Here is a 15,169-nt window from a genome sequence, read left to right on the forward strand (position 1 = left end):
CTATTTAGGGTCTTTCAGCCAGCCCCTTGCAAATTCCACTTGGGTTACGCCTGCCAGCCGGCGCACCCGGTCCAGCTCGGCGTTCAGGCGTCGGCTGCGGGCGTTAGACCAGCGCACCCCGCGTTCGGGCCAGAGCGCTTTGACATGCAGCAGGTCGCGATCCCGATGCGCCTTCATGTCGATCCGGCCGATCAATCGATCGCCTTCAAGCAAGGGGAAGACGTAATAGCCATATGTGCGCCTGGCTTCGGGAACGAAAACTTCGATGCGATAGTGAAAGCCAAACAGCCGCTCGGCCCGGTTTCTGTCCCGAAGCATGGGATCAAACGGGCTGAGCACGCGAATCCGACCGGGCGGTTGCGGCAAGTCGGTTGCCCGATCCATCAAATCAGGGCGGGCAAAGGTTTTGCGCAGGCGTCCATCGGCGCAAGTGACCTCGATCTCTTCGATATTTCCTTGAGCCAACGCCGTGGCACACCAGTCTTTGGCTTCGGCGGCGGTGACCGTGCCCCAGAACGCGGCCAGCTCTCCGGACGTGGCAAACCCCAACCGGTCCAGCGCTGCGTTGCACAGCCAATCCACGGTTGCCGTCGCATCACAGGCCATGGTCCCGGGGCACAGGTGGGTTTCGATCACACGTTCGGTCAGATCATAACGTTTCTGAAACCCGTCGCGGCCCACAACGGTCAGGGCCCCGGAACGCCACAGAAACTCCAATGCGGTTTTTGACGGGTGCCAGTCCCACCAACCGCCCGAGCCTTTCTTTTCATCCTTGCCAACGTCTGACGAACACACGGGCCCGTGGTCGCGGATGTGTTGCAAGACAGTCTCGAACTGTTGCTCGAACCCATCCCGACGCCAGTTCTTCCAGCGGGCCTTCAACAGATCCGCATCACGCTGAAAGCGCAGATGCCAGTGCCGATAGAACGACATCGGGATCACGGCCGCATCATGTGTCCAGTGTTCGAACAGCGCTTTTTCCCTTTCATAGAGCCTTTTCAGGTTGGCGCTGCGATACGCAGGTCGTCGGGAAAACAGGATCATGTCATGAGCGCGGGCAACCGTGTTGATGCTGTCGAGCTGCACGAACCCCAACCGCTGGACAAGGTCCAGAAGCCCGGCGCCCTTGGCCGCGCCCGCGGGCTGTTCGGCCAAAGCATGGCGATCCAGAAAAATGGCGCGGGCCGTCCGGTTGTCGAGCCGCTTCAGGGGCGCATTCATCGTCGTTTCAGGGTATCGCCATAGCTGATCTTGGGGGTCAGCGTGACCCGTGTCTCGATTTCGGACTCCGGGTCCTTCAGGCGTTCAGCGATGATCTGCGCGGCCTGACGTCCTATATCCAGACGACAGGCATCCATCGTCGCCAATTTGCGCGGAAGACCCTGCAAAAGTTCCACGTTGTTGAACCCGGCCAGACCGATCTGCCCCGGAATATCCACGCCTTGCTCCAGCAGGTACAACAGACCACCGGCGCCGATCATGTCGTTGGAATAGTAAAGAAAATCCAGATCGGGCGACCGATCAAGCATGGCCTGTGTCATCTCGCGCCCCTTGGCCAGGGCAGAGCCACCGGAATAGAACTCGCGATCTTCAATCTCGATCCCGTGTTTGCCCAGCACTTCGGTAAACCCTTCAAAGCGTTTTCGGGCGCGGTGATCCAATGGCATCTTGGTACCCATGAAGCCGATATGCTGATACCCGGCCTTCAGAATCGCCTGCGCCATCTCGCGCCCGGCGCGGCGATGCGAGATGCCCACCATCGCGTCGACAGGTTTGCCGTCGGTATCCATGATCTCGACCACCGGAATGCCTGCCGAATCCAGCATGGCGCGGGCCGCGTCGGTGTGTTCCAGCCCTGCAATGATCACGCCCGAGGGTCGCCACGAGAGCATCTCGTACAGCACTTTTTCCTCTTTCTCGGGCAGATAATCTGTCACGCCAACCACGGGTTGCAGTTCGGTATCTTCCAGCACCTGATTGATGCCGGTCATCACCTCGGGAAATACCATGTTCGAAAGCGAGGGGATGATTACCGCGACCAGGTTGACCCGGCTGGATGCCAGCGCGCCCGCGATCTTGTTGGGGACATATCCCAGCTCTTTCGCGGCCGCCAGAACGCGGGTGCGGGTGGCGTCGGACACATCCCCCCTGTTACGCAGAACCCGGCTCACCGTCATCTCTGAGACACCGGAAGCCTCGGACACATCACGAAGGGTAAGCGGGCGTTTGGTTTCACTGTTCACGGGAGGCACCTGCGTAGTTGTTTTGTCCGATGCTAGCGCGAACAGGTCGGTGTGTACAACAATTGTGCAAAGGCGATGACAACACGGAAATTCCCGGTTACAGAAGGCGGGGCGCGGCCCCGTGGCTCAACTGGATAGAGCAGCCCCCTCCTAAGGGGCAGGTTGCAGGTTCGAATCCTGCCGGGGTCGCCAGTTTTTGTAAGTCTTTATTTTAGTGATCATTTGGCGTGCGTGGTGTCACGGGGGGTGGTGGACTTACACGACGAATTTAAAACACAAAAAGTAGGCCATGAGTAATGATAGGAACCTTGAGCAACCAAGCGGACCCGGTACAGCTTGGCGGGTTAGGATGTCTACGCCCAAGATTTTAAAGGGCACCACTGATCCAGAGACGGGTAAACCTTTTGGTCGAAACATCACAAGAAGCCTTGGAGGTGTTTAGCACAAAGTCACGGCACGACTAAGTTACGCGAGGTGGAACTTAGCAAGGTTCGAGAGTTGGAATTACAAGCGCTAACCTCAGAGCTCATAAGCAGTATATGACGATAGCCGCGAGTGCGATTGCTTACAGGAAAGCCTTCGGGCAGCGGTCGTATCGCGTTGAAACTCACCGCCAATCTTTCAACCCGCCGAACATGATCTCAATACGGTTGCGACGTTTGTAGCGTCGCTTGTCGTATCGGATGGGCTTCTTTCGCTGTCTTCGACCAGGTGTGCAGGCCTTTATCCCTTTGTCTTGTAACGCTTCTCTGAACCAATCGGCATCATATCCACGATCTCCAGGCAGCCACTCCACGTCCGGCAGACCGTTTAGCAGGGCCTTTGCACCGGTATCATCACTGACCTGACCGGCGGTCATAAAGAAGTTCAACGGGCGCCCCTGGCTGTCACAGATGGCATTTAGCTTCGTGTTCATGCCGCCTTTGGTGCGTCCCCTCTCGGCAGCATCCTGTAGATGCGCCTGCCAGGCAGTGTATCAGTCGTCCTCGCCCCCTTTTTTGACCCCGAGGCTGGATGCCATGCGGTGCGCCTTCAGATAGGTCGCATCAATCACCACGGTTTTTTCTTCGCCGTGATCGGCGGACAGGCCCATCATCATTTCCGCGAAGATGCCCTTATCACTCCACCGCTTCCAACAGTTGTACAAGGTCTTGTGTGGCTGGTATTCCTTGGGTGCATCACGCCATCTTAACCCGTTACGATTAATGAATATAATCCCACTCAAGACACGCTTGTCATCGACGCGAGGTTTCCCGTGGGACCGCGGGAAGAAAGGCTCAAGACGCGCCATCTGCGTGTCCGTTAGTCAGAAGTGATCAGACATGTTTATCGCTCGTTTTCGAACCGTGAATCACGCCGCATAACTTAATCCAATGGGTCATGAGGCTGGTAAAACTAGTGTTCCGTTTCCAGCAAGCATCCTAATCTGGCTAGTATCCTGACTTTTTTCTACTTTCCGACAAGAATTGCGTGTTCCCGTTCGATGACCTTTTCCCAATCGCCTTGCGCCTTCAGACCAGTCGAAGAGTCTCCCATTAGCGACGTGACCATGAGTCTTCCACGCGCTTTCGCTTCCTCATTCGAGAAACCGGCCTGTTCAAACATCCAGGTGGCAAATTGGAAGCGTTTGCCGATGGTTCTTTGATACGATTCTTTCACCTTCTCATCGGTATTCGCCCAGACTGAGACAGCGTGATCAGGCAATGCGGCGTCCTCTTCAATGACCTTTTTCATAAGAAGAAGAATTCGGTCTTCCGGGGGGCCGCCAAATGTCTTTGCCTGTGCGATCACTTTGTCAGTCAGTTCCTGCTCCCAATATCTGAGAACCTCATCCAAAAGCTCACGGACGTTTTTGAAATGCCAATAAAAGCTACCGCTTGTCAGGTTCAGTCGCTTTGCCATTGGTACGACTTTTATCGCGGAAACGCCGCCCTCGTTCAGAACTTTGTAAGCCAGCAATATCCAGTCTTCTTTGGTCGCGGCGTTTTTGGGTGAGGCTCGGGTGATAGTTTCTGACATTCAGATTACAGCATTCTTTGTTTGACATAGAGCAGTCTATGGACTTACCGTAGAGAAGTCTATGGTTGACTGGTAGTTCACGACATCGTGCTCTCCGAAACGCCACGCAGAAAAGGGGGGATCAATGAATAGCATTATGAATTCCACGACTGGCGCACTATTGGCATTGGGTTTGTCGTTGGCTGGCACCGCTTCAGCGCAAAACGCGCTGCCGACTGGTCGAACTGCTTCTGCAATTGAAAATGGTGTTTATCCCGCGTCATACTTTCCCAACACTGAAATCCTTGGCGCGGATGAGATGCGTATCACGGCATTGGGGACAGGGATGCCAAACCAAACCAAAGCTGCCGTTTCGATTTCATTTTATGTTGAACTAGGAAATGGAGACGTTTTCCTGTTTGACGTGGGCACGGGTGCAACTGGAAACTTGTTTTCATTGAGACCGGATTTTGCGAAGGTCGATAAGGTCTTTTTCAGTCATTTGCATGTAGACCACGTTGGAGACTTCATGGGTCTTCATGTTGGGGGTTGGCTTTCGGGCAGATATACTCCGCTCCGTGTCTTCGGCCCGTCCGGATCAGAGGATGAACTGGGCACCAAAGCCTATGTAGAAGGAATGTCAAAAGCCTATGCTTGGGATCTGGCCACACGTACGGGGGCGCTGCCGGATGATGGTGCCAAGCTTGAAGTTACCGAATTCGATTACATGCAGGAAAACGAGATCGTTTATCAGGAGAACGACGTAACTATCCGGTCCTGGCCTGCCATCCACAGCCTAGATGGCTCGGTGAGTTATTCTCTGGAATGGAATGGGCTGAAATACGTCTTTGGCGGAGATACTTACCCAAACAAATGGTATGTAGAATATGCCAAAGGGGCGGATATCGCTTCTCACGAGGCTTTTCTGCCACCTGATGCTTTGGCCCCATATTTTGGCTGGGACATGAAACAGGCAACCTATGTAGCCACGCGCGTTCATACCGAACCTGCGGCCTTTGGCAAGGTGATGTCTGCGGTCGAACCGCGCATGGCGCTGGGGTATCACTCTGTTCTTTCACCCGAAAATTATCAGGCGATCTTGGAAGGTGTCCGTTCGACTTACGATGGACCGCTTACGCTGGCGCGGGATCTTCAGGTGATCAACGTAACCAAAGACCAGATCGTTGTTCGGGAAGCGAGTGTTGATGACTATGCGTTGCCACCTGCTGTGAGCGACGAGTACATCACTGCCCAACGTTCAAAAGAAAAAGAGCCGTCCGACAAAGTCAAAGCGGGAAAATGGGAGGGTTACACGCCACCGCCAATGCCGGATAATTAACGTTCAGGGGTGAACAAAATTCCGATTTGGCAGTATCTGTACCGACTATTCCTGATGCTGAGCCTGATGGCCTCAGGTGCACGCGCCGTTTCGGCGGATGTCGTTCTGACTAACGGATCAGAAGTCGCCCCCAACATCGCTGTCCTTCATATCAAAGACGATGGGGTCTACGTCGACCTTGAGATCTATATCGAAGATATTCCGTTGTTTACTGATATGTTGCCAATCGGTTGGTCATCGGATTTCGTCGAGGGTGAGCCGGAGGCTAAACAAGAGACCAATCAAGGTTTTGCCCAAGCCGAAAGTCGTGCGCTATCGATTGTTGGAAGGGACAATCAGCCCCTAATCGCTGAAATCAGAAATTTAGAATACCGAACACGCATCGACCGGGCCTCGCCACTTGCAGGTCAGCGGAATCCATTCTCGGGTCAAATTGTTCCCAGCCCGCCAAAAGATCCGCGTGTTCTGTTCGTAGAAGTGTTCTTTCCGTTTCAAAACACAGTTCCCAACGAGCTGACTATAATGCCTCCATCGCGGGATGGTGAACCACTGGCGACTATCGGGATGCAGGTTTTTGACCGAGAGGTTCCGGTCACCGATTTTAGCTTCTTGTCAAAGCCGGCAGAGTTAAAGATTCACTGGCCTGATCCGTGGGATAGCCGTTTTTCTGCTGAAAGCCTAAATCGAAAAGCGCAGGACGGGACATCCACCTTTCTCTACATCGAACCTCGTGAAGTTCGGCATGAGACGCTGATCCGCTTGCGTGAACTGGCGCCTTGGATTGGTGAAACTACCGAAGTCGGTCAAACACTTTCGCCACAGCGTAGCGCCATGATCGTAAACCAAGCGGCGTCCTTCCTGGCTTCTCGTAACCCGGTGACAATTGATGGCAAATTAGTGCAACCGTCGAACGCTACAGCAAAGCTCCTGGAGCTGACATCGCAGGGTTATCAGGTTGTCGAGCCTGGAAAGGAAGTGTCCGTGAACAATGCGTTTATCGGGGCTATCCTGTCTTTCTCATCGGCAGACCTTCCCAATCAGGTGACAGTCACATGGGATATGTTTGACGAGGAGATTTCCCGCGTCGCAACGATTTCAAACGATATCGCAGGGCCGTTCTTTGGGGCTGTTTCATCTGCTGACCCGCAGTTTCACTGGCAGAACCACCTGCTCCAGTACCAAAGAGCATCTGTTACTCAGATTCCAGTTGAGCAGCAGAAACGGCAGGACCCGGCTTTGGCGTTGATCGCCGGGATTATCAGCGCCGTCTCAATTGGTTTTCTTCTGCTAACCAGGGACAAAGTCGCAAAGCGTGCCAGTTGCGTGACTGTGATTGCCGCTGCTTCGGCAACGTTTGTATTTTCGGGGGGGTATTTGCCGGAATTACTCTGGAATAAGCCCGAGCCCCCTGAGCAGCAGGTTGCGGAAGACATACTGCGCTCGATGGTCAAAAACTTGAACACGGTGACCCTGGAAACTTCGCCGGCAGCAAGAAAGGCAGAGCTGGCCCACATTGTAACGGCGGCATCTCTGGGCGACATCGCAACAGAGGTAGAGCGTGGTCTCGTGATCCGAACGCCAGGAGGCAGTCTTGCTACAGTTACAGATATTAGTGCCCTGAAAGTAGAGCGCGTTGACCCGACCCTTAAACCGGGTGGATTCAGAACTCTGGCAAAATGGACAGTGAAAGCCCAAGGTGGTCATTGGGGGCACGCCCATTTACGCGCGGTTACGTTCCGAGTGCTGGCCGAGGTCATACCTGAGTCAGGGCAATGGAAGCTGGATGGATTAACTGTAATCGAGGCTCGCGATCCAAATGCATAAGTATTTAAGATCAAAGGTTTTTACTTTCGGCACTCTGTTTGTCGGTGTGTTTTTGTCACTGACGCTGTCAGCCTCGGCGCATTTTTTGCTTAACCTCAACGTTCGAATTTCGCATGTCGAGCATTCCGAGGGCGGTCTGCGTGTCTACATGCGTACGCCCATGCCTTATCTTGTTGCAGATAAGGTCGGTGATCAGAATGGTGATGCATTGCCGGAAGCTGCACCATTCACGACCAATGCCATGAGCGACGGTCAGTTAGTCCACTTTGTCGACTTGCAGGCTTTCATGAGCGATCCCAATGGGCTGGGGCAATTCGCGGAAGGTGCGTTGCATCTGTTGGTCGACAATCAGCGCTTGAGAGGAACAGTTAAGTCCGTTCGCTTGCATCGCGTTGGAAATGAGCCCGGATTTGCAACTTTGGCCGAAGCTCAACAGGCCGTGGACACCGAAACGGCCTTAACGCCACCGCTTTTTGTTGGTGATACGATTGTCGATCTCGTCCTGTATTATGAGACTGACGGCCCGATCCAATCGTACAGCATTTCTAACGTGCTAGACCCCGGCTTGCCGGATCAGCACCAAACGGCCAACCTCATTCTCGACTACGCGTCTGACACGCCTCAGATATTCCGATCTCGGGGCCTGATGACTGAACCATTGGTGGTTCAGAAGAAGGGGTATGGAGGATTCCTCAGTTTCGTCTGGGAAGGCATACGACATATCCTCGAAGGGTTGGATCATGTCTTATTTGTTGTGTGTTTGGTCATCGGAGCGCAGACACTCAGGGCACTATTGCTGCGTGCAACCGGTTTTACCGTTGGACATAGCGTAACTTTGTCGCTGGGGTTCTTCGGGTTTGTGCCATCGGGCGCGTGGTTTGTTCCTGCCGTCGAAACCGGGATCGCGCTTTCCATCATATTTGCAGCCGTCGCAGCGTTTATGAGTTTTAAGGACAGCGCGCGCTCTGAGGTCACGATGGTGCTTCTGACAACGCTGATTGGCCTCTTGCACGGGCTTGGGTTTAGCTTTGTGTTGCACAAGATCTTGCAGGTCACATCTCCAAACATCTGGCAAAGCCTGCTTGCTTTCAATCTTGGCGTCGAGCTTGGCCAAGTTGCCATTATTCTTGCACTCTGGCCCGCCTTGATAATGTGTCGGCGCGTGAACTCCAGTTTGTGGATGTCCGTACGAGTGGGCTTAGCCGGTGGGTGTGCGGCTATCGCCTGCTTTTGGACCGTTCAGCGAGTTGCCGAGGTTTATTCCACGTTGGCTTAGGGTCATTGCGAAGGCGCGTGCCGTGATGGTCGCCTAAGACATGCGGACTTCGGCTGTTCCGAAGCATAAGACAGATTAGGCTCGTTGCAGTCGTTCGCTGCACTTGGGATGAACGCCCCCTATGTGGACAAATTAGACGCGTAAACTCAGCCGCGAGAAAACTCCGCACACAACTGGCAAACTGGCTCAATGCTGTGGTCAGAACCTGACTCTGAACGCCAGCCCAACCAATGGCGCTGTTTCATAACTCTGACGACTAATTTCCAATCCATTCGCATCATCTAGCGTCAGGCGGCCGTCAAATTCTGCGCCAGCAAAGACACTTAATGAAACCCCAGGGTTCGGGTTGTACCCAACAGAAAGAACTACAGGGATACTTTTATCCTCACCCACCCCATTTGGGGCAAGGCCGTCCCCATCCAACCTGAATCGAATCCTTTCCGATCGCGCGGTCAACGAAATGTCCAAGATGTCATTCAACGCGTAACTCAGTGTCAGTCCAGGACCTTGCGTCGCTCCAACACCAGAGCCAGTATTCAAGTTCCAGCGATCGTTTATGTCCCAGTCGATCAGCAGGGCTGGAAAAAAATCTGTACCGCTTTCGTCAAATTGAGAAAACGCGCCAAAGGCCGGACCTATCGTCAAGCGCTCGCTCAGTTGCCAAGCAATTCCTGCAAAAATACCATGGGTTCTTCCTTCAGATGAGGAGGCCCCGCTTTGATAGTCCCATCTGATCTGTGGCGACACAAAAACTGTTGCTGTATCACTCACTCGAAGCCGCACAGGAACAGCGACGCGGAGGTCACGGATGTTTTCCCATGGCTGGTTGTTTGATTGGCTGAAGCGATAATCCAGTTTGCCAAAGCTGGTGGAAAGCCCAACTGAATTTCCTCCGTCCAGATTGTATAGTGCGGTCGCACGAAGAAATGTTCGACTTGCAGAGAACTCGCCACCGCCGCTCAAATCCGCATCCCCTTGAAAAGCGGCAAGCCCATCAACCTGATACGCCCAACCTAGCCGCGGCTGTGCAGTCAACGGAAACGCTGTGAAACATAGGGAAATAGTTCCAAAGCAGCACGTTAGAATAAGGTTTTTCATATGACGTTTCCTAAGTGACGCTGGTTCCCTTTCGGGTTGCCACTCCTGAACCAGCGGTTCAAGTGCTTTCAAGTCTGATATGCGGACTCTGCATCCATCTGCATTCTTGCTCCAAAGTACCGCAATCAGCCCAAAGCGGTCCTTCAAAAACGAGTCTTGGACAGGTCCACGCGCGCGGATGGGGGGCGGCGGACCCCACTCACTTGAATATTTGATTTTATGCATGTTTTATCATACACTTTTACTTTGGTTTTTTGTCTGGGGGGCAGTCATGAAAACTCATTTTGAACCCACGATTATGTTGCATGCTGCAACCGCCTTGGCGCTTTCATTAGGAACGCAAGCAGTTGGCTTTGAAGGCGAAGTACCTCCAGATAAGGTGGTTCCTGCACAGACCTACTCTCCGTTTGTCGACCGATCTTATCCTGATCAGGTTCTATTTGGTGATCTTCACTTCCACACTGAAATCTCATTCGACGCAGGGCTTGTTGGGACTTCTCTGAACGTCCACGACGCCTTCCGCGTGGCCCGCGGTGAGAGGATAACTTCAAACACCGGACAACCTGTTCAACTCATTAGGCCCCTCGATTTCCTCGCGATTACTGAACACGCGGAAATGTTGGGACTTGCGACCGCCGTTCGAGCAGCTGACCCTCGGCTTTTGGCTGACGAGTGGGGTCGTTTGACCTACGAAAGGTTCAATTCCGGGCAAGAAGGTCGGATGGAGGCGTTCGCTGATATCATCGAAATCGCATCAATCGAAGGGCGAGACCCGACCGCTGGATTGGATTTGGACGGTGACCTTTGGCAAAAAATCGTGGAAACGGTCGACGAACACTACGAACCCGGCGTTTTCACATCATTGGCTGGGTACGAGTGGACATCAACTCCGAGAGGTAACAATCTCCACCGGGTGGTGATCTTCGGAGACGGCGCCGATAAGACCGGTCGAACCCGCCCATTTACCTATTTTGAAAGCGAAGACCCTGAGCCGTTGTGGGACTATCTGGCTGCGTACGAAGAAGAGACGGGTGGAAGCGCAGTATCTGTTCCCCATAACGGAAATATATCCAATGGAATAATGTTCGCGCCTACGAAATTCGACGGCACACCTATGGACGCGGAATACGCCGCCAAACGCGTTCGTTGGGAGCCGATGCATGAGGTAACCCAGATCAAGGGGGACGAGGAAACGCACCCATTCCTGTCACCTGATGATGAGTTTGCGGATTTCGAAACCTGGGACGTTGCGAATATCTCGGGCACCGTCGCAAAGACCCCTGAAATGTTGCGCTACGAGTATGGGCGCTCTGCCTTGAAGGTCGGGCTCGAAGTTCAGCGGGAGACAGGCGTTAACCCATTCAAGTTCGGCTTCTACGGCACGACGGACACGCACACCGCGCTCCCAACCACGCGGGAAGACAACTACTTTGGTAAGTACCAACACACAGAGCCTTCAGCGAACCGTCACAACTTTGATGTAATCCCGGCCGAAGACCCGGCATTGCGTATCCTTACGGCGCAAGAATCGGCTGCAGGCCTCACCGCTGTTTGGGCGCGCGAAAACACCCGCGAGGAAGTCCACGGAGCAATCAAGCGTAAAGAGGCCTACGCTACGACCGGGCCGCGAATGCGAGTCCGGGTCTTTGGCGGCTGGAATTTTGATGCCGATGATCTGTACGCCTCGGATTTTGTTTCCAACGGGTATAAGAACGGCGTGCCGATGGGCGGAGACCTTAGGAACGCGCCGAATGGGGTTTCTCCCAGATTCCTGATCCGGGCGCTGCGCGACCCAGACGGCGCGAACCTCGACCGAGTCCAAATTATCAAAGGCTGGATCGACGAGAGTGGCGAAACTCATGAGCGGGTCTTCGACGTGGCCGTCTCCGATGGCCGAGAGATTGGAGAGGATGGCCGTGCACACGAACCAGTAGGCTCGACGGTAGACATTGGAAGCGCGACATACAGCAACTCAATCGGTTCCGTGGAACTCGCCGGTTATTGGCAAGACCCAGATTTTGACGCGAACAACAACGCGTTTTACTATGTAAGAGTGATCGAAATTCCAAAGCCGCGATGGACGACCATAGACGCAGCTTTCTACGATATACCGCTGCCCGAGGCGGTTCCCGCAGAAGTCCAGGACCGTGCTTACACATCGCCGATCTGGTTCAGCGCTGAATAGTGAAGCTAGTATTGCGACAAAGCTGGTTTTGAGCAATTTCGATTCCCACGGAACACGTCGGCAACCAGTTCCAATGGCTCGGAAACGTCCAAAGCGTGAGGACACCTTCTGGCTCTGTTGCAGTACAAATCAAACCCGTTCTGATGCCACCGCGTCTGCTCGCTGGTAACGCCGGCAGTGGCCGCACGCTGTTCTTTGCAAGATCAACTTTTTGCGCGTTGCCGTCGTTTGTGCGGAGCGCAGCATCCGTTTACTTCGGGCTCGTTGCAGTCATCTGACCAATTCTGTTGGATGACTTCTTTCTACCAATTGCCGTCGTCGCGTGACCGCAACCACGCCGGTGATTCAGTCGGGGAATCGATTCTCAAAGACCAGATCACGCATTGTCACGACCCTTCGGTCACAACTACCCTATACCACTTCCTGATTCTCAATGACTTAACAACCATGAGAGTCACGTCTTCCCAGTGTCCGACTAGATGCTTTTGGTCTTCTGGCATTCAGATTTATCGCCGGAAGCGGGACAGAGTGTCGGCACTATTGCTGCTGATTTACACCGGGTGTCGCATCAGCGAGATTCTGACGCTGCGCTGGGGCTATGTTAGTCGCACCATCTGGAATTGCAGGGCAGCAAGACCGGACGCCGCCGCATTCCTCTACCGAGAGAAGCCTATGACATCCTGATGGAATTGCCTCGTCAACCGGGAAATCCATGTATAAAATTAAGCGCTTCTGACAGTGGACCGCGAAATGACCTGTAAAAATCGCGGCGGCGCATACGTAAGTCGGCGGGCTTGGACGATGTCCGTATTTACACCCCCATTTGACCCTTCTGATGCGTCTCAAAGCTGTGTGTGGCGCGTTGCGGGGAACAGCTTGCCATAGATCGTTGGCAGATCAGGACGTGGTCCCAGTTCGATGCCTTGTTCGGCGATGCCATTGCCGAGGCTTTAAAGAAGGTACGATACTGCGAGCTTGATCTTGACGATGGAAACCACGCGCGGTGGTCTAACCATACAATGTAGGGCTTGGTTGCTGGATCATCCGAGGATGACCTACTGGAAATGCGCAGCCACATCGACACCACAAGCGTTAAGCGCGCGCATCGCTATCAGCATATTAGGTTGATAACGACGAAATTTGCAGGCCTTGGAGTTACATTGGCCGCACTGGAAAACATTCAGGAAAATGAGCTTAGTGATTCTATCGACATTGTTAGAGGCAAGCTCGCAGAGAGCATTAAGGCGGATCCTCAGCGAGCCGCAAAGAAACTGCATGAAGCCAAGAACAAATTCCGGTTCAAAGCGTAAACTGCCGACGAGCACCCACCTACTTTTGAACAGCGTCCGCGTGGGAAGTTTGCTCACTTAGCAGCCATTGGTGCGTTACTTCAATGCTGAGTTTGCAAAGTGCCACCTTCAAGGTAACCAACCCATCATTAAGCAAGACCCAACCTTTCGCTTCAAGTCGACACCAGCGCGACAACTTGCCTGCAACGTGAGATGTTCTAGGGTGTTAGTATTTGCACGCGACAATAAAACGCCGATCTGTGCGTTGTTGGTTTAGAAAAACTCTTCGCGTGGTCAAAAATAGTCAAAATAGCAATGCCTTAAGTGTTTACTTGAAAGAACAAGACTACACATTCAGCAAAACGGTTTTGTACACGTTTCTTCGTCAATCTATGCCGCGTGGTTGCTTGGTGGTTGCTGTAGGCGTGAGAAAATCTCGCCTATTCTTGCTAACTCTTTGAAAAAAGTGGTGAGCCGTGCAGGATTCGAACCTGCGACCCACTGATTAAAAGAACGGCCAGAGCCATTTCGCTGTATTTCTCCGGATTTCGCCACATTGACAAAAATGGAGCGAAAACAATTATTTACGTTGACCTTCGCTGCGCCTTGAATTCATGAATTACTCCAAAGTTCGCCGCCAATTGCTTCCGTATAGCTTCCGGAAGCAGGCCGGAAGCAAGGAGTGTTCTGGATATGTTCAAATTGACCAAACGCGCAGTTGAGGGGCTTGCCGTTGAGACCAAGGAATACCTTGTCTGGGACCGGGACATGCGCGGCTTTGGGCTGCGGGTCTATCCGTCCGGCAAAAAGACCTATCTGGTTCAATATAGAGCTGGCCGCCGGACGCGACGGATCACTATCGGCCAGCATGGCGTTCTGACGGCTGAGGAAGCACGGACACACGCCAAGCAGCTTCTCGGCGACGTTGCGCGCGGATCAGACCCATCTGCCGAGAAGCAGGCCAAGCGGCGCGCACCGACCGTTGCCGGGCTGTGTGACCGGTTCCTTGAGGAATATGTCGATCAGCATTGTAAGCCGACCACAGCCCGCGATTATCACAGCGTCATTCGCCGTTTCATCCGGCCCAAACTTGGACCTATCCCAATTGCAGAAGTAACCCGTGCCGACGTGGTGGCTTTTCATCACGGTTTGCGCGAGACACCGTATCAAGCAAACCGGGCGGCGGCGATGTTGTCGAAGCTGTTTAATCTGGCCGAGGATTGGGGATTACGGCAACCCGGATCGAACCCCGCCCGTCGGATCAAAAAGTTTCGCGAAGAAGAAAAGAAACGCTACCTGTCTGACGCGGAACAGATACGGCTTGGTGAAGTGCTGGCCGAGGCGCTGGAAGACGGCACAGAGACCGTTTACGTGGTGTCGGCCCTGCTATTGCTGATTTACACCGGATGCCGCCTCAGCGAGATTCTGACCCTGCGCTGGGACTATGTAACGTCGCACCATCTGGAATTGCCGGACAGCAAGACCGGACGCCGCCGCATTCCCCTGCCAAGGGAAGCCTATGACATCCTGATGGAATTGCCCCGGCAACCGGGGAACCCTTATGTAATACTAGGAGAGTCAGACACCGGGCCGCTAAACAACCTGCAAAAGCCGTGGCGGCGCATACGTAAGACGGCAGGGTTGGAGGATGTCCGCATTCACGACCTGCGACACACATATGCCTCGGTCGCCATGAAAGACGGGATCGATCCGTTCACTCTGAAAGAGATTATGGGTCACAAGAATCTGATAACGACACTACGTTACGCGCACCTTGCCGATGATGCTGTTCAGCGCGCGGCTGGGTCTGTCGCGGCGAGATTGGCACGCGCGGTTCGCAAGGATGTACGAGCCGCGCCCCTTCGGGTTGTGCAGTAACGTTACCTTACATAGGGGCATCGGCAAGGATTCGAACGC

Annotated in this window: 10 protein-coding genes, 1 tRNA gene and 1 pseudogene; 6 read left to right on the forward strand and 6 right to left on the reverse strand. The window is 53.7% G+C overall.

Annotation, left to right across the window (positions count from 1 at the left end):
• Nucleotides 1–1,221, reverse strand: a complete 1,221-nt coding sequence (locus GOW09_RS06865; protein ID WP_171116831.1) for a winged helix-turn-helix domain-containing protein — start codon at nucleotides 1,219–1,221, stop codon at nucleotides 1–3.
• Complete coding sequence (locus GOW09_RS06870) at nucleotides 1,218–2,243, reverse strand: LacI family DNA-binding transcriptional regulator (protein ID WP_171116833.1); 1,026 nt, start codon at nucleotides 2,241–2,243, stop codon at nucleotides 1,218–1,220. The genes GOW09_RS06865 and GOW09_RS06870 overlap by 4 nt, the downstream gene beginning before the upstream one ends.
• Before the next feature lie 115 nt (nucleotides 2,244–2,358).
• Here GOW09_RS06870 and GOW09_RS06875 point away from each other — a divergent pair.
• Nucleotides 2,359–2,435, forward strand: a tRNA-Arg gene (locus tag GOW09_RS06875).
• 373 nt (nucleotides 2,436–2,808) lie between these two features.
• Here GOW09_RS06875 and GOW09_RS06880 read toward each other — a convergent pair.
• Together GOW09_RS06880 and GOW09_RS06885 are read right to left on the reverse strand one after the other, a co-directional pair.
• Nucleotides 2,809–3,567 (reverse strand): annotated as a pseudogene (locus tag GOW09_RS06880) (IS5 family transposase).
• Between the two features lie 125 nt (nucleotides 3,568–3,692).
• Complete coding sequence (locus GOW09_RS06885; protein WP_171116835.1) at nucleotides 3,693–4,262, reverse strand: TetR/AcrR family transcriptional regulator; 570 nt, start codon at nucleotides 4,260–4,262, stop codon at nucleotides 3,693–3,695.
• A gap of 124 nt (nucleotides 4,263–4,386) precedes the next feature.
• On the opposite strand from GOW09_RS06885, the gene gntH reads away from it, so the two are divergent.
• From gntH to GOW09_RS06900, 3 genes are read left to right on the forward strand one after another with little or no spacing between them, the layout of a single operon-like run.
• On the forward strand, nucleotides 4,387–5,580 hold the full coding sequence (gene gntH / locus GOW09_RS06890; protein ID WP_171116837.1) for a guanitoxin biosynthesis MBL fold metallo-hydrolase GntH: 1,194 nt from the start codon (nucleotides 4,387–4,389) through the stop codon (nucleotides 5,578–5,580).
• Nucleotides 5,581–5,589: 9 nt separating this feature from the next.
• On the forward strand, nucleotides 5,590–7,404 hold the full coding sequence (locus GOW09_RS06895) for a hypothetical protein (RefSeq protein WP_171116840.1): 1,815 nt from the start codon (nucleotides 5,590–5,592) through the stop codon (nucleotides 7,402–7,404).
• Complete coding sequence (locus GOW09_RS06900) at nucleotides 7,397–8,680, forward strand: HupE/UreJ family protein (protein WP_171116842.1); 1,284 nt, start codon at nucleotides 7,397–7,399, stop codon at nucleotides 8,678–8,680. The genes GOW09_RS06895 and GOW09_RS06900 overlap by 8 nt, the downstream gene beginning before the upstream one ends.
• Nucleotides 8,681–8,878: 198 nt before the next feature.
• Here the strand turns inward: GOW09_RS06900 and GOW09_RS06905 are convergent, their stop codons facing one another.
• Nucleotides 8,879–9,778, reverse strand: coding sequence for a hypothetical protein (locus GOW09_RS06905; RefSeq protein ID WP_253284187.1), 900 nt, complete (start codon nucleotides 9,776–9,778; stop codon nucleotides 8,879–8,881).
• 271 nt (nucleotides 9,779–10,049) lie between these two features.
• On the opposite strand from GOW09_RS06905, the gene GOW09_RS06910 reads away from it, so the two are divergent.
• On the forward strand, nucleotides 10,050–11,963 hold the full coding sequence (locus GOW09_RS06910) for a DUF3604 domain-containing protein (RefSeq protein ID WP_171116844.1): 1,914 nt from the start codon (nucleotides 10,050–10,052) through the stop codon (nucleotides 11,961–11,963).
• 1,055 nt (nucleotides 11,964–13,018) lie between these two features.
• Here GOW09_RS06910 and GOW09_RS22295 read toward each other — a convergent pair.
• On the reverse strand, nucleotides 13,019–13,330 hold the full coding sequence (locus GOW09_RS22295; protein WP_217360257.1) for a hypothetical protein: 312 nt from the start codon (nucleotides 13,328–13,330) through the stop codon (nucleotides 13,019–13,021).
• Between the two features lie 615 nt (nucleotides 13,331–13,945).
• Between GOW09_RS22295 and GOW09_RS06920 the strand changes: the two genes are divergently transcribed.
• Nucleotides 13,946–15,130 carry a site-specific integrase gene (locus GOW09_RS06920; protein ID WP_171116847.1) on the forward strand — a complete coding sequence of 395 codons (1,185 nt, stop codon included), beginning with the start codon at nucleotides 13,946–13,948 and terminating at the stop codon, nucleotides 15,128–15,130.
• The last annotated feature ends 39 nt before the right edge of the window (nucleotides 15,131–15,169 follow it).

Origin of the sequence: Ruegeria sp. HKCCA5463 (assembly GCF_013034175.1) — a bacterium.
GTDB lineage: Bacteria > Pseudomonadota > Alphaproteobacteria > Rhodobacterales > Rhodobacteraceae > Ruegeria.

Coding starts and splice junctions, on each gene's coding strand:
- GOW09_RS06920 (WP_171116847.1), top strand. CDS start 13,946: ATGTTCAAATTGACCAAACGCGCAGTTGAGGGGCTTGCCGTTGAGACC.
- GOW09_RS06905 (WP_253284187.1), bottom strand. CDS start 9,778: ATGAAAAACCTTATTCTAACGTGCTGCTTTGGAACTATTTCCCTATGT.
- GOW09_RS06865 (WP_171116831.1), bottom strand. CDS start 1,221: ATGAATGCGCCCCTGAAGCGGCTCGACAACCGGACGGCCCGCGCCATT.
- GOW09_RS06885 (WP_171116835.1), bottom strand. CDS start 4,262: ATGTCAGAAACTATCACCCGAGCCTCACCCAAAAACGCCGCGACCAAA.
- gntH (WP_171116837.1), top strand. CDS start 4,387: ATGAATAGCATTATGAATTCCACGACTGGCGCACTATTGGCATTGGGT.
- GOW09_RS06910 (WP_171116844.1), top strand. CDS start 10,050: ATGAAAACTCATTTTGAACCCACGATTATGTTGCATGCTGCAACCGCC.
- GOW09_RS06900 (WP_171116842.1), top strand. CDS start 7,397: ATGCATAAGTATTTAAGATCAAAGGTTTTTACTTTCGGCACTCTGTTT.